Source organism: Rhizobium sp. TRM96647, assembly GCF_025780115.1.
Lineage (GTDB): Bacteria > Pseudomonadota > Alphaproteobacteria > Rhizobiales > Rhizobiaceae > Mycoplana.
Genome location: NZ_JAOXHF010000001.1, coordinates 360,214 through 385,148, shown reverse-complemented (window position 1 = coordinate 385,148; position 24,935 = coordinate 360,214). Strand labels below are relative to the sequence as shown.

Sequence of the window (24,935 nt, the reverse complement as noted above, 5' to 3'; positions counted from 1 at the left end):
CGCCGGGCAAACCGGACAAATCTCGAAGGGAAGATGGACAGCCGATGGACAGGACCCTACCCGACCAACGCATCGCTATCATCGGGCGCGCCGGGCGCTTTCCCGCCGCGCGCAATGTCGGCGAGTTCTGGTCGATGCTGTCTGCGGGACGATCGGCCGCGCAGCGGCTCACCGAGGCGGACCTGATCGCCGCCGGCGTCAGCCGCAAGGCGCTTGCCGATCCCGCCTATGTGCGTGTCGCGCACGTGCTTCCCGACATGGAATGCTTCGACGCCGGCTTCTTCGGCTTTTCGCCACGCGAGGCGGCCATCCTCGATCCGCAGCACCGGCACTTCCTGGAATGCGGCTGGGAGGCGCTGGAGGATGCGGGCTATGTTCCGGAACGCTTCGACGGGCGGATCGGCGTTTTCGCCGGCTCGGGCATGCAGGCCTATCTTCCCTTCAATCTCCTGTCCAATCCCGAGCTCGTCGAGGAGATCGGCCTGTTCCTCCTGCGCCACAACGGCAACGACAAGGATTTCCTGCCGACGCGGCTGTCCTATCTCCTCAACCTCACCGGCCCCTCGATCGCGGTGCAGACCGCCTGCTCGACCTCGCTCGTGGCCGTCCACACGGCGATCGGTTCGCTCCTGAACATGGAATGCGACATGGCGATCGCCGGCGGGGTGACGATCGAATTGCCGCACCGCACCGGCTATCGCTATGCGGAAGGCGAGATCCTGTCGTCGGACGGGCTCTGCCGTGCCTTCGACGACGACAGCCGGGGCACGGTATTCGGCTCTGGCGCAGCATTGGTGGCGCTTCGGCGCTACGAGGACGCGCTCGCCGACGGTGACGACATCAAGGCGGTGATCCTTTCGAGTGCGGTCAACAACGACGGTGCCGGCAAGGCGAGCTATCTCGCACCGTCCGTCGACGGACAGGCGGAAGCCGCGGCGGAGGCCCTCGCGCTCGCTGGCGTCGAGGCCGGCAGCCTTTCCTACATCGAGATGCACGGAACCGGAACGCCGATCGGCGACCCGATCGAGCTTGCAGCTCTGAAGCAGGTCTACGGTGCCGCGCCCGCGGGCAGCATCGGCATCGGCTCCGTCAAGACCAATATCGGCCACCTGGATACGGCCGCGGGGGCGGCGAGCCTCATCAAGGTGGTGGAGGCGTTGCGCCACGGCCACCTGCCGGCGAGCCTCAATTTCCGCAAGCCCAACAGCCGCTTCGATTTCGCCGCAAGCCCCTTTCGGGTCGTCGGCGAGGGCCGCGAATGGCTGTCGTCGAACGGTCCGCGCCGCGCCGCCGTCAATTCGCTCGGTGTCGGCGGGACCAACGCCCACATGATCGTCGAGGAGGCGCCGCCCCGCCCGCAGGCGACCGCTGCCGCCGAATGGCGCTTCTTCCCCTTTTCCGCCCGCAACGAAGCCGCGCTCGAGCGGCTGCGCGAACGGTGGAAGTCCCACTCAGACGGGGAGGTTCCGGAGATGGCGGACATCGCATTCACGCTCAGGCAGGGGCGCCGGCATTTCGCCGAGCGCTTCGCGATCGCGGCCCGCACGGACGACGACCTGAAGGGGGCCCTGGCTGCGAAGGCGACGCCGCTCCGCCGGCACGGAAAGGCGCGTTCCAAGCCGCCGCGGATCATCTTCATGTTCCCGGGAGGCGGCGCCCAGTATCCGGGCGCGGGTGCGGGGATGATGGCGTCGTCGCCCGTCTTCGCCGCTGCGGTGGACCAGTGCTTTGCGATTTTGCCCGACACCGCGCCTTCGGACCTGCGCCAGGTCATGTTCGGTGCACGCCTGAACGACGAGGGCGCCCGGGTCAAGCTCTCGCGCTCGAGCTACGCCATCCCGGCGCTGTTCATCCTCGAATATGCCTATTGCCGGCTCTGGGAGAGCTGGGGCATCCGTCCGGACGCCATCGTCGCCCACAGTGCCGGCGAATATGCCGGCGCGCTGGCCGCCGGCGTCCTGGGGCTTGCCGATGCGCTGAAGATCGTGACGCTGCGCGGGCGGGTGATGGAGCAGGCGCCGGCTGGCGCGATGACCTCCGTGCCGCTCGGCGAGATGCGCGTGCGCGAGCTGATCGGCGAAGGGCTCGACATCGCCGCCATCAACACGGCCCAGTCCACCATCGTGTCCGGCCCCGTCGCCGGGATCGAGGCGCTGGAGGCGCAGCTTGCCGGCAGCGAGCACGAGGCCCGGCGCGTCCATATCGACGTCGCCGCCCATTCGCGGCAACTGGACGACCAGCTCGACTGCTTCCGGGACGGGCTCGAGGGCATATCCTTCCGGCAGCCGACGGTGCCGATGGTCTCGTCGCTGCGTGGCAGCTGGGCCGACGGGCAGGATTTCGTCTCGGCCGACTACTGGGTGCGCCATCTGCGGCATACGGTCCGCTTCGCCGATGCGGTCGCAGCCGTGCTCGAAGCGCCCGACAGCGTCGTCATCGAGGTCGGCCCGGGGCAGACGGTCGGGCCGCTGGTGGCGGCCGCAACGACGAAGAACGCGCCACTGGCGATCCTGCCCTCGGCGCCGCGCCCGCGCGACGGCGAGGACGAGATGGGTGTGGCCGTGGCCGCGCTCGGCGGGCTCTGGGCGAACGGCGTCGAGCTGGACGCCGACCGGCTTCCGGGCGGGGCCGGCCGGCGCGTGTCGCTGCCAACCTATCCGTTCGAGAAGGAACGGCACTGGATCGAGCCCGGTCGCGGCAAGGCGGCTGCGGCGGAGAGCGACACAGCACCACCGCTCACGCGCATCGCCGATCCGGCGGACTGGGTGGAAGTCCTCGAATGGACGGAGCGGCCGCGTTCGGGCGGTGCGGCCGATCTTGGCGGCGACTGGCTGGTGCTTGCCGGCAGCGATGCTTTTTCCGAGGCCGTGGTCGCCCGGCTCGGAGCGGCAGGTGCGCAGATGACGGTGCTGCGGGCCGGCGACGGTTTTGCCGTCGCGCCGGGCGGGTTCGTGCTTCGTCCGGATGCGCCGGACGATTTCGACGCGCTGGCCGCGGCGCTGCCGGCCGTGCCCCGCCGGGTGCTCTGCCTCTGGGGCGTCGATCCCGTTCTTTCGGAGCGCGCCTTCGACGTCTCCTATCTGCTCGCCCGGTTCCTGCAGCAGGCAGGCCCCGAGCCGGGGACGCGGCTGGTGCTCGTCTCCTCGGGGGCGGCATCCTTGCCCGGCGCTGCGCCCGGTATTGGGGCGGAGCGGGCGGAACGCGCCGCCCTGCTCGGCGTCGTCAGGGTCGCCCCGCGTGAAATCGCCGGCCTTGGCGCTGTCCTCGCCGATATCGGGCCGGATCCTGACCCGTCCGATGTGACGGCACTTCTGGCGGAAGCTGCCGGCAGCGACGAGGCCGATCACGTGGCCCTGCGCGGCCGGCGCCGCTTCGTCCGCACCCGCACGCGCGCACCCGCGCCGGCCCCCGCGGACCTCCCCGGCCGGCTGCGCAAGGGCGGGGTGCATCTCATCACCGGCGGCACGGGCGGCATCGGTCGCGCGCTTGCAGTGTGGCTCGCCCGCTCGGCGGGGGCCCGGCTGGCGCTACTCTCGCGTTCGGCAATCGACGACGCGGCGCTGCGCGGCGAGATCGAGGCCGAGGGCGGGGCGGTCCTGTTCCTGCAGGCCGATGTCGCCGACGAGGCTGCGATGGCGGAGGCGATCGGGACGGTGCGGTCCCGGTTCGGGGCGCTGCACGGCGTCATCCACGCCGCCGGCATCCTCGACGATGCGCCGCTGGCAACCCGGCCGCTCGAGGCGGCCAAGGCCGTGATGCGGCCGAAGCTTGCCGGCGCCATGGTGCTGAACCGGCTCCTGCCGGAGGGCAGCATCGATTTCTTTGCCGTGATCTCCTCGTCCTCCGTCGTGATCGGTGGGGCCGGACAGACCGGTTATGCCGCGGCGAACGCCGCGCTCGAGGCGCTGGCCGCCGCGCGCGGGGACGGGCTGTCGATCGCGTGGGGGGCCTGGCGCGACATCGGCATGGCGGCGCGCGCCTATGGCGCGGGCGAGGCCGTCGTAGGCGATCCGCTGCTGGGGCAGCGTCACGACGAGCCAGGCGGCAGGATCCGCTTCGAGACGGTGATCGATCCGGAAGGCGACTGGCGGGTCTCGGAGCATGTGGTCGCGGGACAGCCGGTGCTGTGCGGGACGGCCTATGTCGAGCTCGCCCAGGCGGCGGCGGAGGCGGTGATGGGCGCCGGCCTGTTCGAGCTTTCGGCGCTTTCCTTCGCCCTGCCGATGACCTTCGACGGTATGCCGCGCCGCGTCATCATCCGCCTGCAGCCGCAGGGCAGGGGTTACGACCTGTCGATCGAGAGCACGATCGGTGCGGAACGGGCGCCGGTGGAGCACGTCCGGCTCCAGGTTGTCGCGGTCGGGCCGGCCGGGACGAGCCTGCCGAATTCGCTCGATATTCCGCTGCAGGGGGCCGGTGCGCCCGGCGGCGGGCGGGCGCCGCAACAGGACGTTATCGCCTTCGGCCCCCGCTGGGACTGCATCGAGGCGCTGCGCGCCGGCGACGGCGTCGCGGAGGGCGATTTCAGGTTGGCCCGACCGTTCGGGGAGGACCTGCGGACCCATGCCCTGCATCCGGCGCTGATGGACATGGCGATGACGGTCGGGCTCGCCGCGCTGGACCGGCGCGAGGGCCGGCTCTGGGTGCCGATGTCGATCGGGCGGATCCGCGTCTTCAGGCCGCTGCCCGCGGCGATCTCCAGCCGCTCGGTCCAAGTCGACGGCGAGCCGGGACGGTTCGTGTCGTTCGACGTCGCCGTGTTCGACCGGGAGGGCTGCCTTGTCGCGCTGCTCGAAAAACTCTCGATGCGCGAGGTCGAGCGCGACAGCTTCGGTGGTTCGGCCACGCAACCGGGCCTGACCGCGCAATTGATGGCGACCGGAATCCGCGCCTGCGAGGCGCAGGACCTGTTTGCGCGCGTCTTCGCGCATCCGGGCCGACAACTGGTCGTCTCGCCGGTGTCGCTGGATCACGTCCGCCTTGCGCTCGCCGAGGTCGCGACACCTGCGCCCGCACATACCGCCCGGCAGGGTGGCGGCGGCCGGATCAGCGATCCGGTGACCGCGCAGCTTTCGGCGATCTGGACCGAGATTCTCGGCGTTTCCAGTATCGGGCCGGACGACGACTTCTTCGCGCTCGGCGGCCATTCGCTCAATGCGGTGCGGATGTTCGCGCGCCTGCGCAAGGAATTCGGCGTCGCGATGCCGCTTGCGACCCTGTTCCAGGCGTCGAAGCTCGGCGAACTCGCAGCCCTGGTCCGTGCCGAGGTCCCGCATGCGGAGATGGCCGTCGCGGTGGCCGAAGCACCGGGCGAGCCTGCGCCGGACACGGCCGCGGTGCGCCGTGTCGGAATGACGGAGGGGCAGCGCGAACTCGCAACCGCGATCAGCATCAATCCGGCCGCGTCGCTGTCCTACAACCTGTCCTTCAGCCTGCACCTCGACGGCGCCATCGACAGCGCGGCGTTGCGCATCGCGCTGGACGGGATCGTCGCGCGCCACGACAGCCTGCGGGCGTCCTTCGACGTGTACGCCCAGACGATGACCATCCATCCGCACCGGGAGGCGAGCTTCGAGGAGGCGGATCTCTCCGCCCTCTGTGAGCTGGAGCAGAGAGCGCGGCGCGACGCGCTGCATGCGCAAAACGCGCGCATGCCCTTCGACCTGGTCGACGGGCCGGTGCTGCGCGCCCTGCTGATGCGGCTTTCGCCTTCAAGGGCGGAGCTCGTGCTGTTCGTCCACCACATCGCCTGCGACGGCTGGTCGATGGGCGTGCTTCTGGCCGATCTCTCCGCGCTCTATGCGGCGGCGCTGACGGGACGGCCGGCGGGGCTTCCCGCGCCGACCGGCATTGCCGCGCTGGTCGCGGCCGAGGCGCAATGGGCGGAGGGCGCGGATGCCGCGCGCCATCGCGACTACTGGCTGAAGAAATATGCCGGGCCGCTGCCGGCGATCGACCTGCCGACCGACCGGCCCTACCCGGTCGTGCGCGGCACGCAGGCGGACCGGGTGGAGACCAGGCTCGACACCGGCCTGGAGGCATCACTGCGCGCCCGAGCCCAGGAGGCCGGCACGTCGCTTCGCAACGTCGTCCTCGCCGCCTTCCGCTACTACCTGTCGCGGCTCTCGCGGTCGACCGACGTGGTGATCGGGGTGCCCGCCTCGGGACAGCTCGCCCATCGGCTGGAAGGCGCGGTCGGGCACGGCGTCAGCCTGCTGCCGGTGCGCGGGACCATCCGCCCGGATGTGAAGCTGGGCGAACTGCTGGCGCAGACCCGGCAGGAGCTTCTGGAAGCGATCGACCACCAGAGCTATTCCTACGGCGCGCTGATGCGCGATCTCCAGGTGCCCCGCGATCCGTCGCGGCTGGCGCTGGTTCCGGTCGTGGTCAACCTGGACGGCCTTGCCGACATCGGCGATCTCCGCCTCGGCGACACGCCGGCGCGAATCGAGGTCAATCCGACCGGCCACGAATATTTCGAGCTCTTCTTCAACCTGTTCGACGCGCCGGGCCGGGTCGAGTTCTCGTGGAACTATGCGACCGCGCTGTTCGACCGCGAGACCATTGCGCACCTGGCGACGAACTTCGGGCAGTTCCTCGCAGCGATCGCATCGGCCCCGGCGGGGCTCGAGACGCCGGTCCTGGAGCTCCTGCGCGGCGACACCGGCCGGCCGGCGAGCGGCAGCCATGTCGATCCGGCGGCTGCCGGCCCGCAGACGATCGTGGAGGTGTTCCGAAGCGTCGTGGCCCGGGCGCCAGCCCAGGTCGCCGTGCGCTATCTCGACCAGACGATGGACTACGCGACGCTCAATGCACGTTCGGACGCGCTGGCGGCGCTTCTGGCGTCGGAAGGGGTTTGCCACGGCGATCTCGTCGGCATTTCGTCGAGCCGATCGCTGCTCCTGCCGGTCGCAGTCCTCGGAGCGCTGAAGGCGGGTGCCGGCTATGTCCCCTTCGACGTGACGCTGCCGGCCGACCGGCTGCAGTTCATGGCGCGGGATACCGGCATCAAGGTGCTGCTCGGCGCGTGCGAGGCGGTCTCGGCGACCGGGGTCCGCACGATCGCGATGACGGACCTGCCGACCGGCCCGGCCCGGCCGCCGGAGCCCGGCATCACCGGCGAGACGATCGCCTATGTGATGTTCACCTCGGGGACGACCGGAGTGCCGAAGGGCGTGGTGCTGCCGCACCGTTCCGTCATCCGGCTGCTCAGGGATACCGACTGGCTGCGGCTCGGCCCGGAAACGGTGACACTGCATTCCTCCGCCTTTGCCTTCGACACCTCCATCATCGACATCTTCGGGGCGCTGCTGCACGGTGGAACGATGGTGGTTCCGCCGGACGGGACGCTTTCGATCTCCGAGCTTTCCGACGCGATTTCGAGCCAGGGCGTCAACACGCTGTGGCTGACATCCGGCCTGTTCCATGCCGTGGCCGACCTGCGGCCCTCGACGTTTGCGCGTGTCGACCAGGCCGTGGTCGGCGGCGACGTGGTGTCGCCGACGCATGTGGCGCAGGTGATGGCGGCCTGCCCGGGGCTGACGGTGATCAACGGCTACGGACCGACGGAAAGCAACGTCACCAACGCCCATGCCGTGACGGCGGCCGATCTCGACCGTGGGCTGCCGCTGCCGATCGGCAAGGCCATTCCCGGAACGCAGATCTACATCGTCGACGATGCGCTGCAGCCGGTGCCGACCGGGATGATCGGCGAATTGTGCATCGCCGGCCGCGGCCTGGCGCTCGGCTATTGGAACAGGCCGGAACTGACCGACCAGAAGTTCGTGGCCGCACCCTGGAATGACAAGCTCCGGCTCTACCGCTCCGGGGATCTCGCGATGGATCCGGGCGACGGCGTTCTGCGCTTCTTCGGGCGCGCCGATACCCAGGTCAAGGTGCGCGGGTTCCGCGTCGAGCTGACGGAAATCGAGGGCGCGCTCGAGAGCCATCCCGCGATCCGCCAGGCGGTCGTGGTGGCGAAGGTGCCGGAGGGACAGGCCGACAAGATCCTGGTGGCCTACTTCATCGCCGACGGAACGGCACCCACTTCCGATGCGCTTTCCGAGCACGTGGCGGGGATCCTTCCGGAATTCGCCCGTCCGGCCTTCTTCGTCGCGGTGGACGAGATTCCCCTCAACCAGAACGGCAAGGTCGACCGCGGCCGCCTGCCGGAGGTGCGGATCGAGGCGCTGGCGGATCCGGCGGCGGAAATGCCGCGCGGCGAGGCCGAGACGCGGGTGGCGGCGATCTGGTGCGAGGTGCTGGGCGTCGACCGGATCGGGGCCAATGCGAACTTCTTCGCGCTCGGCGGCCACTCGCTGCTGGCGGTCAGGCTGTTCGACCGCATCCGGCGCGAATTCGGCCACGACCTGCCGATCTCGACGCTGTTCGCCAACCAGACGGTGCGGGAGCTCGCGACACTTCTGGAGCGCGATGCCGCGTCGATGGAGGGGCCGGACGCGCCTTGGGACACGAGCACCGTCATCGATCCCGGCCCGGATGCCGGCGGCATGCCCTTCTTCGTCGTCGGCGGCGTCGGCGGCAACGTCAACAACCTCTTCGAGCTTGGCACCCTGCTCGGGCGCAAGCGCCCGGCGATCGGCTTCCAGACCCGCGGGGTCCAGGGGCACGCGCCGCATTCGAGCATCGAGGAGATGGCGGCGGAGAACATCCGCTACCTGCGCCGGCACCAGCCGGAAGGGCCTTATATCCTCGCCGGCTATTCCGGCGGCGCCTATACGGCGCTGGAGATGACGCGGCAACTGGAGGCCATGGGCGCCAGGGTGGAGCGGCTGTTCGTGCTCGATACCTATGCGCCTTCCTTCGCGAGGGACTTCCAGCCGCTCGTTCAGCTGACGCCGCGCCAGAGGCTGGAGAACGAGATCGCGCTCATGCGCGACGAGGGGATGCCCTATTTCTGGAGGCGGCTGTCGGTGAAGGTGCGCAAGTTCGTCCAGCGTGGCCCCGTGCTGGAGATGATCAGGCGGACGAACCTGCCGCTCTATCGCCAGCGCCAGGTCGAGCGGCTGTGGATGGCGGCGGCCCGGCAGTATGAGGGCGGCCCCATCGCCGCACCGGTCACCCTGTTCCGGACGCACCCGCTCCACCTTGTCCAGAAGCTGACGCTCGAGGCGGATCCGACGCTCGGCTGGAAGGCGTTCGTCGCGCCGGAGCGGCTGGAAACGCCCTGGGTCGCGGGCGACCACCTGACGATGCTGCGCACGGAGAACGCGCGCAGTCTCGCCGCCATGATCGAGGAGAGGCTGTCGTCGTAAGGCGGGGTGCCGGAGGCGCGGGCGACCGAAGGATGTCGCCCCGTCACTGGACGGCGAGGCGCAACTGTTCCTGGAGGAAGGTTTCGATCTCCGCAATCAGGCCGTATTCATGCAGATCGGCGTGGCCGCCGCCCGGCAGTTCGACATATTTCTTCGGTTCCGGCGCCTCCTGGAACAGGCGGCGTGCGCGTTCCACCGGCAGAGCCCGGTCGAGCCCGCCGTGAACCAGCAGCTTCGGCACCTTGATGTTGCGCAGGTGATCGACGATGTCGTAGCGCTCGGACCACATCAGCCGGCAAAGCGGGATGCCGAAGTAGCGGTCCTCGTAGAAGAGGCAGGTCCTGTAGGGGGCAGCCTCGAAGATCACGGCGCCGAAATCGCGCTCTTCCGCAAGCCGGCTGGCGACGCCTGCGCCCAGGCTGAAGCCGTAGAGCACCCGGCGATCGGGTTGCAGGGCCTGTCCGAGAAGTGTCTCCATCTGGTCGTAGAGCGCGCGCGCGTCCCGCGCGAAATTCGCGGCGGAAGGTTTGCCCGCGGTTCCGCCCGATCCGCGATATTCCATCATCACGATGCCGTAGCCTGCCTCGATCAGGCTGCGGAGCCGTCCCATCGAGCCGCCGATGCTCGACTGGTTGCCGTAGAAGCTGAGGATCACGGGCCGCCCGTCGGCCGGGGCGGCGATCCAGGCATGGATGCGGGCCCCATCCTCCGACGTGTATCCGACGACCTTCACCGTGGAGGGCAGGCCGAACTCGGCCGGGCTGTTGGGCTCGGGGTCGAAGCGATACATGCCGTAGTTCTGGAAGGCCCAGATGCCGCCGGCGACGGTGGCCGCGGCGACGGCGATCACGCCAAGGACAATCTGCACCACGCCCATGCCATCTCCCGCTGCCCGCTGCCGCCCGGATGCGACCACGACGAGAGCAAGCCGGCGCAGGTTGCCCGCGCCGCGAGCTGCCGCCACTCGCATGACGGGTAGCGTAGCGGCTGCCTCAATAGGCTGCAATCTGGCCAAAGGGGGGAGATCGGGACGCTGTCCGCGCATGGGCGACAGCATTTGCGATGCCTGTCGCCTACGCCTCCGCCATCGGCAGGCGTATCGAGACGCGTAGGCCCGGCCCGCCGTTTTCGAGCTGGATATCGCCGCCCACGGTCTGGATGATGCTTTCGGCTATGGCAAGGCCGAGCCCGGCACCGCCGCTGCTGGTGTCGAGCCGCTCGCCCCTTCGGAGCACGTGCGCCAGTTTCTCCTCCGGTATGCCGGGGCCGTCATCGCGGATTTCCAGCAGGATGGAACTGCCGTCGCTCGCAGCCGTTATCGAGACCTGCGAGCGCCCGTAGCGGACTGCGTTTTCCGTCAGGTTGCCGAGCAGTTCGGAGAGGTCGTCCGGGTCGATGCGGGCAAACAGGCCGTCGGGAATGTCGATGTTCCACTCGATGGACGCGGCGGCCGGTGTGCGGCAGACGACGGCCACGACGCTCGATACGACCCGCGCGACCTCCGAGCGGGCCGAATGCCCCTGGCCGGCGATGCGGGCGCGCGCCATCTCGTGATCCACCAGCCGGCGCATGACGGCGATCAGGGTCTCGATCTCGTCGGCCGCTTCGGCTTCGCCGCGCTGCCTGAGCCGCAGGACGTCACCGGAAAGCGCCTGGAGGGGGGTCTTGAACGCATGCGCCAGCTCGGAGGCGCGCTCGCGCGCCTTGCGCAACTGCTCCTCGCGCGAGGCCAGCAGCGCATCGACCTCCATCGTCAGCGGCTGGACCTCGTCGGGAAAGGCGACGCCCAGGCGCTGCGCGCCGCCGCTGCGGATCTTCGCGATCCGGGCGCGGAGATCGGCCAGGGGACGCAGGCCGATGACGATCTGGGCGAAGCTCGCGGCCATCAGCACGGCCGCCAGAAGGGCGAGGAAGGGCGCGAGATCGCGGCGGAAGGCCGCCGTCGCCCTGGAAATGTCCGAGCGGTCGATGCCGACCGCGGCCAGCACCGGCCGATCGCCGAGCTGATGCCGGGTGATGACTTCTCTCGCAAGCACCAGCAGGTCGGCGCCCGACGGTCCTTTCAGGGAAAATTCGCGGGGTGCCGAGGACGACAGTTGCGGGAGATCGAGCGCCTCGTCCCACAGCGAACGCGAGCGGCGTTCCAGGCCCTCACCCTCGATCTGCCAGTAGAGGCCGGAAAGCGGTGTCTGGAAGCGCGGGTCGACCGGGGGGCGGACGACGTCGATCTCTCCCGAACCGTTCCGGCCAAGGCCGGCGATCGTCTGGTCGAGATGCAGCCGCAGTTCCTCGACCACGCGGCGCTCGACATGCCGCTCGAACAGGAAGGACAGGCCGAAGAAGGCGACAATCAGCGCGACGCCGATCGAGGCTGCACCGGCCAAGGCGAGCCTGAGCCGCAGGGAGCGCCGCGAGATCACCCGTCCTCGCCCATGAGATAGCCAAAGCCGCGCCGCGTGGCGATCATGTCGCTGCCGAGCTTCTTGCGCAGGCGGGCGATCATCGCCTCCAGCGCGTTCGCGTCCCGCGAATAGTCATCGCCATAGACGTGGTCCTGCAGTTCGGATGCGGGCACGACGCGGCCGCGGTGATGGGCGAGATAGCTGACCAGCCGGAATTCGAAGGGGGTGAGGCTGAGCGGCATGCCATCGACGGCGACACGCATGGTGCGGGTATCGACGACCAGGCGCCCGATCTCGATCGTGGCTGCGCCGTGGCCGACCGAGCGGCGGATCAGCGCGCGGACGCGAGCGAGCAGTTCCTCGAACTGGAAGGGCTTGGGCAGGTAGTCGTCGGCGCCGGCATCGATGCCCTCCACCCGCTCGGCCCAGCTTCCGCGCGCCGTCAGGACGAGAACCGGCATGTGCCGGCCGTTCATGCGCCACTGCTTGAGGATACTTATGCCGTCCATTCCCGGCAGTCCGAGATCGAGGACGATCAGGCCGTAGTCTTCGGTGTCGCCCTTGAACCAGGCCTCCTCGCCGTTTTGCACGAGATCGACGGCATAGCCCGCCGAGGCCAGCACCGTTCGGATGTCCTCGGCGATACGCTTGTCGTCTTCCGCAACGAGCAGCCTCACTCGTCCTCCTCGCGCTCCAGTATCTCGGCCGTCCTGGCGTCGACCTTGACCTCGACGACCCGGCCCGACGGATTGATGATCTCGAGTTCGTACACGTATCGCCCGTCGTCGTGCTCGAACTCGATCTCGATGATATCGCCGGCGACCTCCTTGCGCACCGCCTCGATGATCTTCTCCAGCGGCAGGGCCTGCCCGAGCCTCAGCGCCTCGCGGGCCTCGTAGTGCTCGCGGGCGTCGTTTGCGTCGTCATCGTCATCATCCTGCGCGGTTTCGCTCAATGCGACCACCGGATAGAGGACGAGACAGGCCGCCAGCACCCGAAGGCCGGCGCGTATGGTTCTTCGATTTGTGAACATGCTCTTGCATATCCGGGCGAAGCTGACAACTCACTGACAGCCGCTGTCAGGACGGCAAAAGGCGGTGTCGTCCACTGTCCGGCCATTCACCACGGTGCCGGCCGGTTTTCGGCGGTGCCTCCACCCGGAATGGAAAGGATGCTGGACATGGCCAGATTGAATGGGACGACGAAAGCCGATCTGCTGAAGGGGACGGGCAGGGACGACGACATTTCCGGACGCGACGGCAACGACAAGCTCTATGGCTATGCCGGCAATGACGATCTTGAAGGCGGCGCGGGCAACGACCGGCTCGACGGCGGCTCCGGGCATGACGAACTCGAGGGCGGCAGCGGCAACGACACGCTGATCGGCGGGGCCGGCAATGACGACCTCGAAGGCGGCGCCGGCAAGGACCTGTTCGTCTATCACTCCGGCCGCGACGAGATCGACGATTTCAGCGTCCGTGACGACAAGATCAGCCTGGCCAAGTCGCTGGGCATCGATTCCTTCGCCGAGCTGATGGGCAAGGCGCGCCAGGTCGATGACGGCGAGGACGTGCTGTTCAATTTCGGTGGCGGCAACACGCTGCGCCTTGAGGACGTGAAGCTTTCGAGCCTGAAGGCTTCGCATTTCGGCTTCGACGCGTCCTCGCCGGCCGATCCGGCGCCCTCCCAGGACGGCCGGCACAAGGGTACGAGCAAGGCCGACACGGTCGATGCCGGCGCCGGTAACGACGTGGTCTGGGGCTATGGCGGCAACGACACGCTGCGCGGCGGCTCCGGCCACGACGAGCTGGAAGGCGGCTCCGGCCGGGACAGGCTCTATGGCGGCACCGGCCATGACGAGCTGGAGGGCGGCAAGGGCAACGACCGGCTCTATGGCGAGGCCGGCAACGACGATCTCGAGGGCGGCTCCGGTAACGACTGGCTCGACGGCGGCAGCGGCCGCAACGAACTGCATGGCGGCAGCGGTGCCGATACCTTCGTCTTCACCCGCGGCTATACCGAGATCGAGGACTACCGTGCCGGCACCGACACGGTCCGGATCGGCAAGTCCCTCGGCGTCTCGGACTTCGACGAACTGGTGGCGCTGGCGCGTCCGGTGGACGGCGGCGACGACCTGCGCTTCGACTTCGACAACGCGCGGCTGACGCTGGAGGACACCACGCTCTCCGAGCTGCGCGAAGGCGACTTCCTCTTCGTCTGATCCCGCTTCCTGCCAATGGCCTCGCCCCGCGACAAGGGGCGGGGCCGCCGCGCGCCGGTATTCGCTACCATGGCACCGCCGGTTCGCGACATTGCCCGATCCTCTCGCGTGCGGAAGCGATCGGCAATTTTGCGCGACAATCGCCCGCCGATCGTGTAGGAACGGATGCACGATAGCACGGAGATGGCAGCGGTTGAACACGGTGACGGACCTCGACCTTCGCAACGAAACCGCCGGCATTCGCGGGCGGATCCTGGAGGTCCTGTCGCGGCTGCCGTGGGACGGACGCTCGTTCGAACACGGCGTGCCCGGCCTTTCCCTCTTCCGCGTCGTCGAGCCCGCCGGGCCCTTCTCCACCGTCTACGAGCCGTCCCTGTCGGTGATCGTCAAGGGAAGCAAGCGCGTGCATGTGGGCGGCGAGACGTTCGTCTACGACGAGCGGTGCTTCTTCCTGACGGCGATCGGCCTGCCGATGAAGGGGCAGATCTGCGAGGCGAGCGAAGGGGAGCCTTATGTCGCGGCGTCGCTGCGGCTCGACCTGGAGAAGCTGCGGCGCCTGATCGCCGACTTCGATCTCAACGGCGCGGAGACGAACGGCCGCGATCTCGACGTTGCGGTCGGGGTGGCGACGCCGGAGCTGTTCGATGCCTTCTACCGATTGATTTCTCTTGCGAATTCGCCGCAGGACATCCCGTTCATGGCTGGCCACGTCCATGGCGAGATCCTCTACCGGCTGCTGACGGGCGAGCAGGGGGCGCGGCTGAGGCGGATCGCGCTCAGCGGCACCAGCAGCAATCGCGTGGCAAAGGCGGTCGCCTGGCTGAAGGAGAACTATACGCGGCCGCTGCGGGTCGAGGAACTCGCCGAGGTCGCCAACATGGGCGTTTCCACCCTGCACCATCATTTTCGCGCCATGACGGCCATGAGCCCGCTGCAGTTCCAGAAGCAGCTCCGGCTCCATCACGCGCGCGATCTCATGCTTGCCGAGCCGTTGGATGCGGCCACCGTGGCGCTCAGGGTCGGCTACGAGAGCCCGACCCAGTTCAGCCGCGAATATCGCAGGATGTTCGGCCATCCGCCGGTCCGGGACATCAAGGTCATCCTCAATTCGGACGATTCCACGCGCCGGGGATCGGTGGGCTAGGACGCCTTCTCACCCTGCCGGGTCGCGGAAATGTTACCGGGCGATCGGCAGCGACTGGCCCTTCCGACAGGATCGGGCAATAATCCGGCAGGATCGTTTCTATCCCCTGCGGCCACCTTCTCCTATCGTGCACCCGCTCGCATGGCTCGCTGCCGTGGCGGCTCCCCCCGGCATTCACATGTCGTCCGCCCCAGCTTCATGCCTCAACGCAAGGAGACAATCATGGTGACTGTAACCATCAACGGCACCGAACACAGCGTGGACGCCGAGCCGGACATGCCCCTTCTCTGGGTCATCCGCGATCTCGTCGGTCTCACGGGGACGAAGTTCGGATGCGGCATGGCCCAGTGCGGCGCCTGCACGGTTCATGTCGACGGCGTCCCGGTCCGGTCCTGCCAGACCTTTGTCGGCGACATCGAGGGCGCGCAGGTGACGACGATCGAGGGCATCAACGGCAAGGTCGCCGAAACGGTGCAGGCGGTCTGGGCCGATCTCGACGTGCCGCAATGCGGATACTGTCAGTCCGGTCAGATCATGTCGGCAACCGACCTTCTGACCAACAACCCGAAGCCCACCGACGACGACATCGACGCCGCCATGTCCGGAAACCTCTGTCGGTGCGCCACCTATCACCGCATCCGGGCCGGTATCCACGAAGCAGCAAAACGTCTGGAGGCCTGAGCGATGTTGCCTAAAATGATGCAATTGATCCCCCTGCCGATGGCGCAGCCCCAGGCGTCCCGTCGCCAGTTCCTGCTGGGCGCGCTCGCCGTCGGCGGCGGCCTTGCGGTCGGCTTCAACGTCGTCACCGCGGCACCGGCGCTCGCAAGCGAGACGGCCGGTGACGGGCAGCACAGCTTCTCGCCCTATGTCGTCGTCGACGGCGAGGGCAAGGTGACGGTCCTGTCGTCGCAGTTCGAGATGGGGCAGGGCTCCTATAACGGCCTCGCGACGCTGGTGGCCGAGGAACTCGGCGCCGACTGGGCGACGATCGACGTGGTCGGCGCGGCCGGAAACGTCAAGGTCTACGGCAACCTCGCCTTCGGCGGGGCGATCCAGGGGACCGGCGGCTCCACCTCGATGGCGACCTCGTGGGAGCGTTACCGCAAGGCGGGTGCCGCCGCCCGCGCCATGCTGGTCGCGGCGGCTGCCGCCGAGTGGAGCGTGAATGCGGCGGAGATCACCGTCGAGAACGGCGTGCTGTCGCATCCGTCCGGAAAGAGCGGGCACTTCGGGATCTTCGCCGCCAAGGCCGCGGCCCTGCCGGCCCCGGCCGAGGTGACGCTGAAGCAGCCGGCCGAGTGGACGCTGATCGGCAACGAGAAGCTGAAGCGCTTCGACAGCGCCAGAAAGGCCAACGGAACGCAGCAGTACACCATCGACGTGAAGCTGCCGGGCCTGCTGACGGCGGTGATGATCCATCCGCCGCTCTTCGGCGCCACGGTGAAGTCGTTCGACTCCGCGGAGGCGAAGAAGGTCAAGGGCGTGGTCGACGTCGTCGAGACGCCCCGCGGCGTCGCCGTGGTCGGCGACACCATGTGGGCCGCGATCAAGGGCCGCGAAGCGGTGACCGTCGAATGGGATGACGCCGCTGCCGAAAAACGCAGCACGACCGACCTGATGGCGACCTATCGCGATCTCGCCGGCAAGCCGCCGGTCGCCACGGCCCGCAACGACGGCAACGTCGAGACGGGCTTTGCCTCGGCCGCCAAGGTCCTCGAGGCAAGCTTCGAGTTTCCCTATCTGGCGCATGCGCCGATGGAACCGCTCAACGCAGTGGCGCGGATGAACGAGGACGGCACGCTGGAGGTCTGGGGCGGACTGCAGTTCCCGGATGTCCAGCAGCAGATCGCCAGCCAGATCGCCGGCGTCGCCGTGGACAAGGTGCACCTCCACGTCATGAAGGCGGGCGGCAGCTTCGGCCGCCGGGCGACGTTCGACGGCGACATCGTGGCCGAGGCCGTGCATGTGGCCAAGGCGATCGGCTTCCGGGCGCCGGTGAAGGTGCAGTGGACCCGCGAGGACGACATGCGCGCCGGGCGCTACCGGCCGGCCTATGTCCACCGCGTCAAGGCCGGTCTCGATGCGGACGGCAAGCTCGTCGCCTGGGAGAACCATGTGGTCGGCCAGTCGATCATGTCGAAGACCGCCTTCGAGGGCTCGATCCAGAACGGCGTCGACCCGACCTCGGTGGAGGGGGCGAGCAACCTGCCCTATGCCATTCCCAACCAGAAGGTGGGCCTGACGACGACCGAGGTCGGCGTTCCGGTTCTGTGGTGGCGTTCGGTCGGCTCGACCCACACCGCATTCGCGGCCGAGGTGTTCCTCGACGAGGTGGCCGAGGCGGCGGGGCGCGATCCGGTCGAGTTCCGGCTGTCGATGCTGGAGCCGGATTCACGCCATGCGGTGGTGCTCAAGCTCGTGGCCGAGAAGGCCGGCTGGGACCAGCCGCTGCCGGAGGGCCGCTTCCGCGGGGTCTCCGTGGCCGAGAGCTTCGGCTCGGTGGTGGCGCAGGTGGCCGAGGTCACGGCGGACGGCAGCGGCGGGATCAAGGTCGAGCGCATCGTCGCCGCGGTGGACTGCGGCCTGGCGGTCAATCCCGACCAGGTCCGTTCCCAGGTCGAGGGCGGCATCGGCTTCGGCCTTGGCTCGATCCTCGGCGAGGAGATCACCCTGACCGGGGGCGAGGTCGACCAGGGCAACTTCGACACCTACACGCCGCTCAGGATCGATGCGATGCCGACGGTGGAGGTCCATATCCTGGCCTCCGCCAATCCCCCGTCCGGCATCGGCGAGCCCGGGGTTCCGCCGACCGGCCCGGCGGTGGCGAACGCCGCCTACCGCGCGCTCGGCAAAAGGATCCGCGTCATGCCCTTCGCCAAGGCGCTGAACGTCTGATCGACGAATGCCCGGCCGGCCGCCGCTGCCGGCCGGGCATTCATAATGTTTGACGGCCCCGCCCGACTCGCCGGGCAAGCCGGATCCGCTTCGCCCGCCTGTCCCGATGGACAGCCCAGCGCAAGCCTCGCTTCCTATCTCCCCTCGATACGGTCCTGCCGCGGTTGCGTCGTCGATGACGCTCCCGACGCAGGCCATGCATTGAAATGATCCGCGACCGTCCTAGGTGCCGCGGGAAGAGGGGAGAACGACATGACGTCGGACGACGGACACGGCAACGGAGACATCAGCGAGGAGACGATCGCGCGGTTTCTCGAAGGCGGCAACGGTGAAGTCCTGACCGACATGCTGGTCAGCGCGCTGCGCGAAGCCCATCGCTTCCTCGGCGAGCAGATGCCGGCCGAAACCCGGCACTGATCGGAGGGCGCGCGGCCCGTGCCCGATGGGGCTCGTCCCACCAGGCCGGATCCGTCATTTGCCCTCGAAATTCGGGCTCCGCTTCTCGACGAAGGCCGCCATGCCTTCCTTCTGGTCGGCGGTGGCGAACAGCGAGTGAAACAGCCGGCGCTCGAACAGGATGCCCTCCCGCAGGCCCAGCTCCAGCGCCCGGTCGACCGCTTCGCGGGCCGCCGTCGTCGCGGCCTTTCCATAGCCGGCTATGGTTTCGGCTGCCTGAAGCGCCTCCGCCATCAGCCGTTCGGCGGGAACGACGCGGGCGACCAGACCGCAGCGCTCGGCCTCGGTCGCATCCATCATCCGGCCGGTGAGGATCAGGTCCATCGCCTTCGCCTTGCCGACGAGCCTGGTCAGGCGCTGCGAGCCGCCCATGCCGGGGATAACGCCGAGCTTGATCTCGGGCTGGCCGAACATGGCCGTCTCGGCGGCGAAGATCATGTCGCACATCATCGCAAGCTCGCAGCCGCCGCCGAGCGCATAGCCGGAGACGGCGGCGATCTTCGGCGTGCGCAGCGCGGCAAAACGCTCCCAGCCGGCGAAGAAATCGTCGTTGTACATTTCCGAGAACGACTTCTCGGCCATCTCCTTGATATCGGCGCCGGCGGCGAACGCCTTGTCCGAGCCGGTAATGACGAAACAGCCGACGCCGGGATCGCGGTCGAGCGGCGCGAGCTCTCCACCGAGCGCCAGCATGATCTCCGAATTGAGCGCGTTGCGCGCGGCCGGCCGGTTCAGCGTGACGACGACGACGCGGCCCTGACGTTCGACGATGATCGGCTTTTCCAACGACGTTCTCCTGTTTTCCAGTCGCGCCAGTCAGGCGCCCGACGCGGACTTATCGCGCAACATGTTGATGATGCCAGAGAAATCCTTCTCCGCGAAACCCTCGTCGGCGAAGAGCTGGTAGAGGCGCGCGGCCTTGGCGCCGAGCGGGGTCATGGCGCCGGTGTCCTCGGCTGCCGCCTGCGACAGCTTCAGGTCCTTCAGCATCAGCGCCGCGGCGAAGCCGGGCTCGTAGTCGCGGTTTGCGGGCGATGCCGGAACCGGGCCGGGCACCGGGCAATAGGTCGTCAGCGACCAGCACTGCCCGGAGGAGACGGAGGCGACGTCGTAGAGCGCCTGATGGGTGAGGCCCAGCTTTTCGCCGAGTACGAATGCCTCGCCGACGGCGATCATGCTGATGCCGAGGATCATGTTGTTGCAGATCTTCGCCGCCTGGCCGGCCGTGGCGGCGCCGCAGTGGATGATCCTGCTGCCCATCGCCTTGAAGACGGGTTCCGCGTCGGCAAAGACTTCGGCGGCGCCGCCGACCATGAAGGTGAGCGTGCCCGCCGCAGCCCCGCCGGTGCCGCCCGAGACCGGGGCATCGAGCGCCGGGCAGCCTTTCGCGGCCGCAAGCGCATGGGCCTTTCCGGCGCTGTCGATGTCGATCGTCGAGCAGTCGATGAGGCGCGTGCCGGCCGGCACCGTTTCCACCAGTTCCTGCCAGACCGAGAGGACATGCTTGCCGGCCGGGAGCATGGTGATGACCGTGCCGGCCCCGGAGACCGTCTCGGCAAGGGAGGGGAAGGTGGCGATGCCGTTCTGCCGGGCGAGCTCCAGCGAAGGAGCCGAAAGGTCGAAGCCGCGGACGTCGTGGCCCGCCTTCGCCAGGTTCGCGGCCATGGGCCCGCCCATGTGGCCGAGGCCGATGAATGCGATGGAGGTCATGCGCGCTCTCCTTTCCCGGATGCTTCGGGAAACAGCGGGTCGACCGGGGGCTTGAAGAACGCGGCGACGTCCGTGGCGGTGACGTCGGCGAGCTGTGCCGGATGCCACTGCGGATTGCGATCCTTGTCGATCACGGCGGCGCGCACGCCCTCGTAGAAGTCATGGCTCTTGAGGACGGCGGCGGTGGCGGCGAACTCGTTTTCGAGGCAGGTCTCCAGCGACGGTGCCGCGCGACCGAGACGCAACAGCTGCAGCGTGACCTTCAGGCTCAGCGGCGACCTTGCCTGCAGGGCGGCGAGCGTCTCCGTGGCAAAAGGTGTCCCGTCTTGCTGCAACGCCCGGATGATGTCCTCCATCGTGTCGAAGGCGAAGAGCCGGTCGATGGCCGGTTTCTGTCGTGCGACGACGGCGTCCGGCGGAGGCACGGCGAGGGCGGCAATAGCCGCCGACGCGTTTGCCCGCGAGGCCCGCGCCGGAAGGCGCGCCAGCGCGTCCACCAGCGCCGGAAGCCCGGCGGCGGGAAGGCAATGGTCGGCAAGGCCGAAGGCGATCGCGTCGCCGGCCGAGAGCTGCGTCCCGGTCAGGGCCGCACAGGTGCCGAGTTCGCCTTTCTTCCGCGTCAGGAACCACGAGGCGCCGACGTCGGGAAAGAAGCCGATGCCGGTCTCGGGCATGGCGAGCCGGGTCCGCTCGGTGACGATGCGGTGGCTGCCGTGGACCGAGATGCCGGCGCCGCCGCCCATGACGATCCCGTCCATGAACGCCACATAGGGCTTGCGCAGACGCGCGAGCCGGGCGTTCATGCGGTATTCCTCGCGCCAGAAGGTCACTGGTGCTTCCGAGCCGGCCTTGCCGCCTTCGTAGATCATGCGGATGTCGCCGCCGGCGCAGAGCCCGCGCTCGCCCTCGCCGGTGACGAGCACGGCTGCGATCTGCGGGTCGTCCTCGAAGTCGTCCAGCGCGCGCTCGATGTCGCGCACCATCGCCAGCGTCAGGCTGTTCAGCGCCTTCGGCCTGTTGAGCCGGATTCGGCCGAGCGCGCCGGTTCGCTCGACCAGCGTCTGGATCTCCGCCGCCGCCGCGGCCGTGGTTGCGGGGTCAGATGTGGAGGGCATGGCCAAGCGCCTTCAATGCGGCTTCCTGCAAGCCTTCGCTGCGGGTCGGGTGGGCATGGATGGTCCCGGCGATATCCTCAAGCCGGGCGCCCATCTCGAGCGCCAGCGAAAACGCGCTGGAGAGCTCGGAGATGCCGGCGCCGACCGCCTGCAGGCCGAGCACCAGGTTGGTGTCGGCGCGGGCGACGACGCGCACGAAACCGTCCTCCGACTGGGTGGTCATGGCGCGGCCGTTGGCGCTGAAGGGGAACTGGCCGATGCGGACCTCGTAGCCCTGGGCGCGGGCCTCGTCCGGCGACAGGCCGGCCGTGACGATTTCCGGATCGGTGAAGCAGACGGCGGGGATCGAGCGCTTGTCCCACGAGCGCTTGCGGCCGGCGACGATCTCGGCGACCATCTCGCCCTGCGCCATCGCCCGGTGGGCGAGCATCGGTTCGCCGGTGACGTCGCCGATCGCATGGATGCCGCGCATGGAGGTGCGGCAGCGGTCGTCGACGTGGATGAAGCGTCCGGAGCGTTCAAGGTCGAGTTCCTCGAGCCCCCAGCCCTCGGTGCGCGGCTTGCGGCCGACGGTGACGAGGATCCGGTCGGCGGGCAGCGCCTGTTCCTTGCCGTCGGCGGTCTCGATCAGAAGGCCGTCGCCCTGGCCGGAGAGCCCTTTCGCTTTCGTGTCGGTCAGGACCTGCACGCCGAGCTCTGCAAGGCGCCTTGCCACCGGCTTGACCAGTTCGGCGTCGTATTGCGGCAGGATCTGCGGCGTCGCCTCGACCACGGTCACTTCGCTGCCCATCTTGGCGAAGGCGGTGCCGAGCTCGAGGCCGATATAGCCGCCGCCGACGACCACGAGCCGCTTCGGCACGGAGGTCAGCGACAGGGCTTCGGTGGACGAGATCACCGGCCCGCCGAAGGGCAGGAACGGCAGTTCGACCGGTTCGGAGCCGGTGGCGATCACGACGGTCTCGGCGCGGATGACCTGAGTGCCGGTTTCCGTCTCGACCTCGACCGTCTTGCCGTCGCGGAAGCGCGCGGGGCCGTGCACGATCTTGACCCTGGCCTTGCGCAGCAGCCCGAGCACGCCGGCATTGAGCCGGCCGACGATGCCGTCCTTCCAGCGCACTGTCTGCGCCAGGTCGAGCCTCGGCTGCTCGACGGAAATGCCGAGTGCGTCCGAGGCCGAGCTCATGTGGCGAACCCTGTCGAATTCCTCGGCGGCGTGGATCAGCGCCTTGGAGGGGATGCAGCCGATATTGAGGCAGGTGCCGCCGGCCTTGACGGCCTCGACGATGACGGTATCGACCCCGAGCTGGCCGGCGCGGATGGCGCAGATATAGCCGCCGGGACCGGCGCCGATGACAAGAAGCTTGCAGACGATCTCTTTCATTCGATCAGCTTTCGATGAAGATCAGGGCGGGGGTTTCGAGCAGCGTCTTGATCCGCTGGACGAAGATCGCCGCGTTCCATCCGTCGACGATCCGGTGGTCGAAGCTGGACGAGAGGTTCATGATCTTGCGCGGAACGAATTGCGTTCCGTCCCAGACGGGTCGGACGGCGATCTTGTTGACGCCGACGATCGCCACTTCCGGATGGTTGATGATCGGCGTGGTGACGATGCCGCCGAGCGCGCCGAGCGAGGTTATGGTGATGGTCGAGCCGGACAGTTCCTCACGCGCGGCCGTGCCGTTGCGGGCCGCCTCGGCGAGCCGCGTCAGCTCCGTGGCGCTGTCCCAGATCGAACGCGCCTCGGCATGGCGCACGACCGGGACGATGAGGCCTGCCGGCGTCTGGGTGGCGATGCCGATGTGGACGGCACCGTAGCGGGTGACGATGCCGGCGTCGTCGTCGAAGGTGGCGTTGACGTCCGGCTGCTCGGCGAGCGTCCGGACCATCGCCCGCATCAGGAAGGGCAGGATCGTCAGCTTGGGCTGGTCGGGCTTGCGGGCCTCGTTCATCGTCGCCCGCAGGTCTTCCAGGTCGGTGACGTCCACCTCCTCGACATAGGTGATGTGGGGGATGCGCGAGGCGGAGAGCCGCATCTTCTCGGCGATCCGGCGGCGCATGCCGGTGACCTTGATTTCCTCGGTCGCCGTCTTCCGGGCAAGGCCGGCCGGGGCTATGGCGGGCTGGGCGCCGCGGGCGAGGAACTGGTCGAGGTCGTCGTGGCCGATGCGGCCTGCGGGCCCGGTGCCCGTCACCTGGCGCAGGTCGATGCCGGCCTCCTGGGCGCGGAGCCGGACGGCGGGCGAGGCCAGCGGCCGTTCCGCGGGCTCGCGCGGGACGGGACGCTCGGTGGGCTTGCGCGCTTCCGGCGCCATGGTCTCCGTGGGGGCCGCACTGGCCGGTGTAACTGCTGCCGGCTGTGGCTTGATGGGCTCGCCGCTCGCCGGCTCCTTGGCCTCGGCCTTCGGGGCAGGTTCGGCCGCCGCCGGGATTTCCTCTGCCACCGGTTCGCCCTCGCCGGCGATCTCGATCCGCAGCAATGGCGCCTTGACGGCGACGGTGTCGCCGACTTCGGCGCCGAGCCAGAGCACGGTGCCTTCGACCGGCGAGGGGATCTCGACGGTGGCCTTGTCGGTCATGACGGCGGCGAGCACCATGTCCTCGCGCACCGGGTCGCCCGGCTTGACGTGCCATTCCACCAGCTCGGCCTCGGCGACGCCTTCGCCCACGTCCGGCATCTTGATGATGAATTCACCCATCCCTCAGCCCTCCATCACTTCTTTCAGCGCGCGACCGACGCGGGCGGGGCCGGGGAAATAGTCCCATTCCTGCGCATGCGGATAGGGCGTGTCCCAGCCGGTGACGCGCACGACGGGTGCCTCGAGATTGTAGAAGCAGTGCTCCTGGACCAGCGACACCACCTCGCCGCCGAAGCCGGAGGTCAGCGTCGCCTCGTGGACGACGACGCAGCGGCCGGTCTTCTTGACCGACTGGACGATCGTATCGAGGTCGAGCGGCAGGAGGCTGCGCAGGTCGATCACCTCGGCGTCGATCCCGGTCTCCTCGGCTGCGGCGAGCGCGACGTGGACCATGGTGCCGTAGGCGATCACGGTGACGGCCTCGCCCGGCCTGCGCACCTCGGCCTTGCCGATCGGAATGGTGTAATGGCCCTCGGGAACCTCGCCGAGGTCGTGCTTCGACCACGGGGTGACGGGCCTTTCGTGATGGCCGTCGAAGGGGCCGTTATAGAGCCGCTTCGGTTCCAGGAACATCACCGGGTCCGGATCCTCGATCGCGGCGATGAGCAGGCCCTTGGCGTCGTAGGGATTAGAGGGGACGATCACCTTCAGGCCGCAGACATGGGTGAACAGTGCCTCGGGGCTCTGGCTGTGCGTCTGGCCGCCGAAGATGCCGCCGCCGGTCGGCATGCGCACGACGATCGGGCAGGTGAAATCGCCGTTGGAGCGATAGCGGATGCGGGCCGCCTCCTGGGTGATCTGGTCGTAGGCCGGGTACATGTAGTCGGCGAACTGGATCTCGATGCAGGGCTTCAGGCCGTAAGCCGCCATGCCGATCGCCGTTCCGAGGATACCGGATTCATTGATCGGCGCATCGAAGCAGCGGGTCTTGCCGTATTTCGCCTGCAGGCCCTGGGTGCAGCGGAAGACGCCGCCGAAATAGCCGACGTCCTCGCCGAAGACGACGACGTTGTCGTCGCGCCCCATCGATACGTCCATCGCGCTGCGGACGGCCTCGATCATCGTCATTCTTGCCATG

Annotated in this window: 16 protein-coding genes; 6 read left to right on the top strand and 10 right to left on the bottom strand. The window is 68.7% G+C overall.

The genetic code is table 11. The annotated features are described in order from the left end of the window. Positions 1 to 44 precede the first annotated feature (44 nt). A complete protein-coding gene (locus tag OCK02_RS01740) occupies positions 45 to 9,275 on the top strand; it encodes a non-ribosomal peptide synthetase/type I polyketide synthase (protein ID WP_263811531.1) in 9,231 nt (3,076 codons plus the stop codon). 43 nt (positions 9,276 to 9,318) lie between these two features. On the opposite strand, the gene OCK02_RS01735 is transcribed toward OCK02_RS01740, so the two are convergent. The 4 genes from OCK02_RS01735 to OCK02_RS01720 all read right to left on the bottom strand — a co-directional run bounded on the left by OCK02_RS01735 (position 9,319) and on the right by OCK02_RS01720 (position 12,710). Further along, positions 9,319 to 10,146, bottom strand: coding sequence for an alpha/beta hydrolase (locus OCK02_RS01735; RefSeq protein ID WP_263811530.1), 828 nt, complete (start codon positions 10,144 to 10,146; stop codon positions 9,319 to 9,321). A gap of 202 nt (positions 10,147 to 10,348) precedes the next feature. Further along, positions 10,349 to 11,695, bottom strand: a complete 1,347-nt coding sequence (locus tag OCK02_RS01730) for a sensor histidine kinase (protein WP_263811529.1) — start codon at positions 11,693 to 11,695, stop codon at positions 10,349 to 10,351. Continuing rightward, a complete protein-coding gene (locus OCK02_RS01725; protein WP_230806261.1) occupies positions 11,692 to 12,354 on the bottom strand; it encodes a response regulator transcription factor in 663 nt (220 codons plus the stop codon). Before OCK02_RS01725 ends, OCK02_RS01730 begins: the two co-directional genes overlap by 4 nt. Then, complete coding sequence (locus tag OCK02_RS01720; protein ID WP_230806258.1) at positions 12,351 to 12,710, bottom strand: PepSY domain-containing protein; 360 nt, start codon at positions 12,708 to 12,710, stop codon at positions 12,351 to 12,353. The genes OCK02_RS01725 and OCK02_RS01720 overlap by 4 nt, the downstream gene beginning before the upstream one ends. Before the next feature lie 147 nt (positions 12,711 to 12,857). Here OCK02_RS01720 and OCK02_RS01710 point away from each other — a divergent pair, with 147 nt between their 5' ends. From OCK02_RS01710 to OCK02_RS01690, 5 genes are all read left to right on the top strand, one after another. After that, positions 12,858 to 13,898 carry a calcium-binding protein gene (locus OCK02_RS01710; RefSeq protein ID WP_318530106.1) on the top strand — a complete coding sequence of 347 codons (1,041 nt, stop codon included), beginning with the start codon at positions 12,858 to 12,860 and terminating at the stop codon, positions 13,896 to 13,898. A 193-nt stretch (positions 13,899 to 14,091) separates the two neighbouring features. After that, the gene (locus tag OCK02_RS01705; RefSeq protein WP_230806255.1) at positions 14,092 to 15,042 is read left to right on the top strand and encodes an AraC family transcriptional regulator; all 951 of its coding nucleotides are present in this window, start codon (positions 14,092 to 14,094) and stop codon (positions 15,040 to 15,042) included. A gap of 222 nt (positions 15,043 to 15,264) precedes the next feature. Further along, positions 15,265 to 15,723 carry a (2Fe-2S)-binding protein gene (locus tag OCK02_RS01700; protein WP_230806253.1) on the top strand — a complete coding sequence of 153 codons (459 nt, stop codon included), beginning with the start codon at positions 15,265 to 15,267 and terminating at the stop codon, positions 15,721 to 15,723. A 3-nt stretch (positions 15,724 to 15,726) separates the two neighbouring features. Then, the gene (locus OCK02_RS01695) at positions 15,727 to 17,940 is read left to right on the top strand and encodes a xanthine dehydrogenase family protein molybdopterin-binding subunit (protein WP_263811528.1); all 2,214 of its coding nucleotides are present in this window, start codon (positions 15,727 to 15,729) and stop codon (positions 17,938 to 17,940) included. A 252-nt stretch (positions 17,941 to 18,192) separates the two neighbouring features. Continuing rightward, positions 18,193 to 18,357: a hypothetical protein gene (locus OCK02_RS01690; protein WP_263811527.1), complete on the top strand. Its 165-nt coding sequence runs from the start codon at positions 18,193 to 18,195 to the stop codon at positions 18,355 to 18,357. 54 nt (positions 18,358 to 18,411) lie between these two features. On the opposite strand, the gene OCK02_RS01685 is transcribed toward OCK02_RS01690, so the two are convergent. The 6 genes from OCK02_RS01685 to OCK02_RS01660 are packed head-to-tail and all read right to left on the bottom strand — an operon-like array spanning position 18,412 to position 24,934. Beyond that, positions 18,412 to 19,182 carry an enoyl-CoA hydratase gene (locus tag OCK02_RS01685; RefSeq protein WP_263811526.1) on the bottom strand — a complete coding sequence of 257 codons (771 nt, stop codon included), beginning with the start codon at positions 19,180 to 19,182 and terminating at the stop codon, positions 18,412 to 18,414. Between the two features lie 30 nt (positions 19,183 to 19,212). Continuing rightward, on the bottom strand, positions 19,213 to 20,106 hold the full coding sequence (mmsB, locus tag OCK02_RS01680; protein WP_263811525.1) for a 3-hydroxyisobutyrate dehydrogenase: 894 nt from the start codon (positions 20,104 to 20,106) through the stop codon (positions 19,213 to 19,215). Then, positions 20,103 to 21,221 carry an enoyl-CoA hydratase/isomerase family protein gene (locus OCK02_RS01675; RefSeq protein ID WP_263811524.1) on the bottom strand — a complete coding sequence of 373 codons (1,119 nt, stop codon included), beginning with the start codon at positions 21,219 to 21,221 and terminating at the stop codon, positions 20,103 to 20,105. Before OCK02_RS01675 ends, mmsB begins: the two co-directional genes overlap by 4 nt. Next, the gene (gene lpdA / locus OCK02_RS01670) at positions 21,205 to 22,602 is read right to left on the bottom strand and encodes a dihydrolipoyl dehydrogenase (RefSeq protein ID WP_263811523.1); all 1,398 of its coding nucleotides are present in this window, start codon (positions 22,600 to 22,602) and stop codon (positions 21,205 to 21,207) included. Before lpdA ends, OCK02_RS01675 begins: the two co-directional genes overlap by 17 nt. Positions 22,603 to 22,606: 4 nt before the next feature. Further along, the gene (locus tag OCK02_RS01665) at positions 22,607 to 23,917 is read right to left on the bottom strand and encodes a dihydrolipoamide acetyltransferase family protein (protein ID WP_263811522.1); all 1,311 of its coding nucleotides are present in this window, start codon (positions 23,915 to 23,917) and stop codon (positions 22,607 to 22,609) included. Positions 23,918 to 23,920: 3 nt separating this feature from the next. Beyond that, on the bottom strand, positions 23,921 to 24,934 hold the full coding sequence (locus tag OCK02_RS01660; RefSeq protein ID WP_263811521.1) for an alpha-ketoacid dehydrogenase subunit beta: 1,014 nt from the start codon (positions 24,932 to 24,934) through the stop codon (positions 23,921 to 23,923). Between the last annotated feature and the right edge of the window lies 1 nt (position 24,935).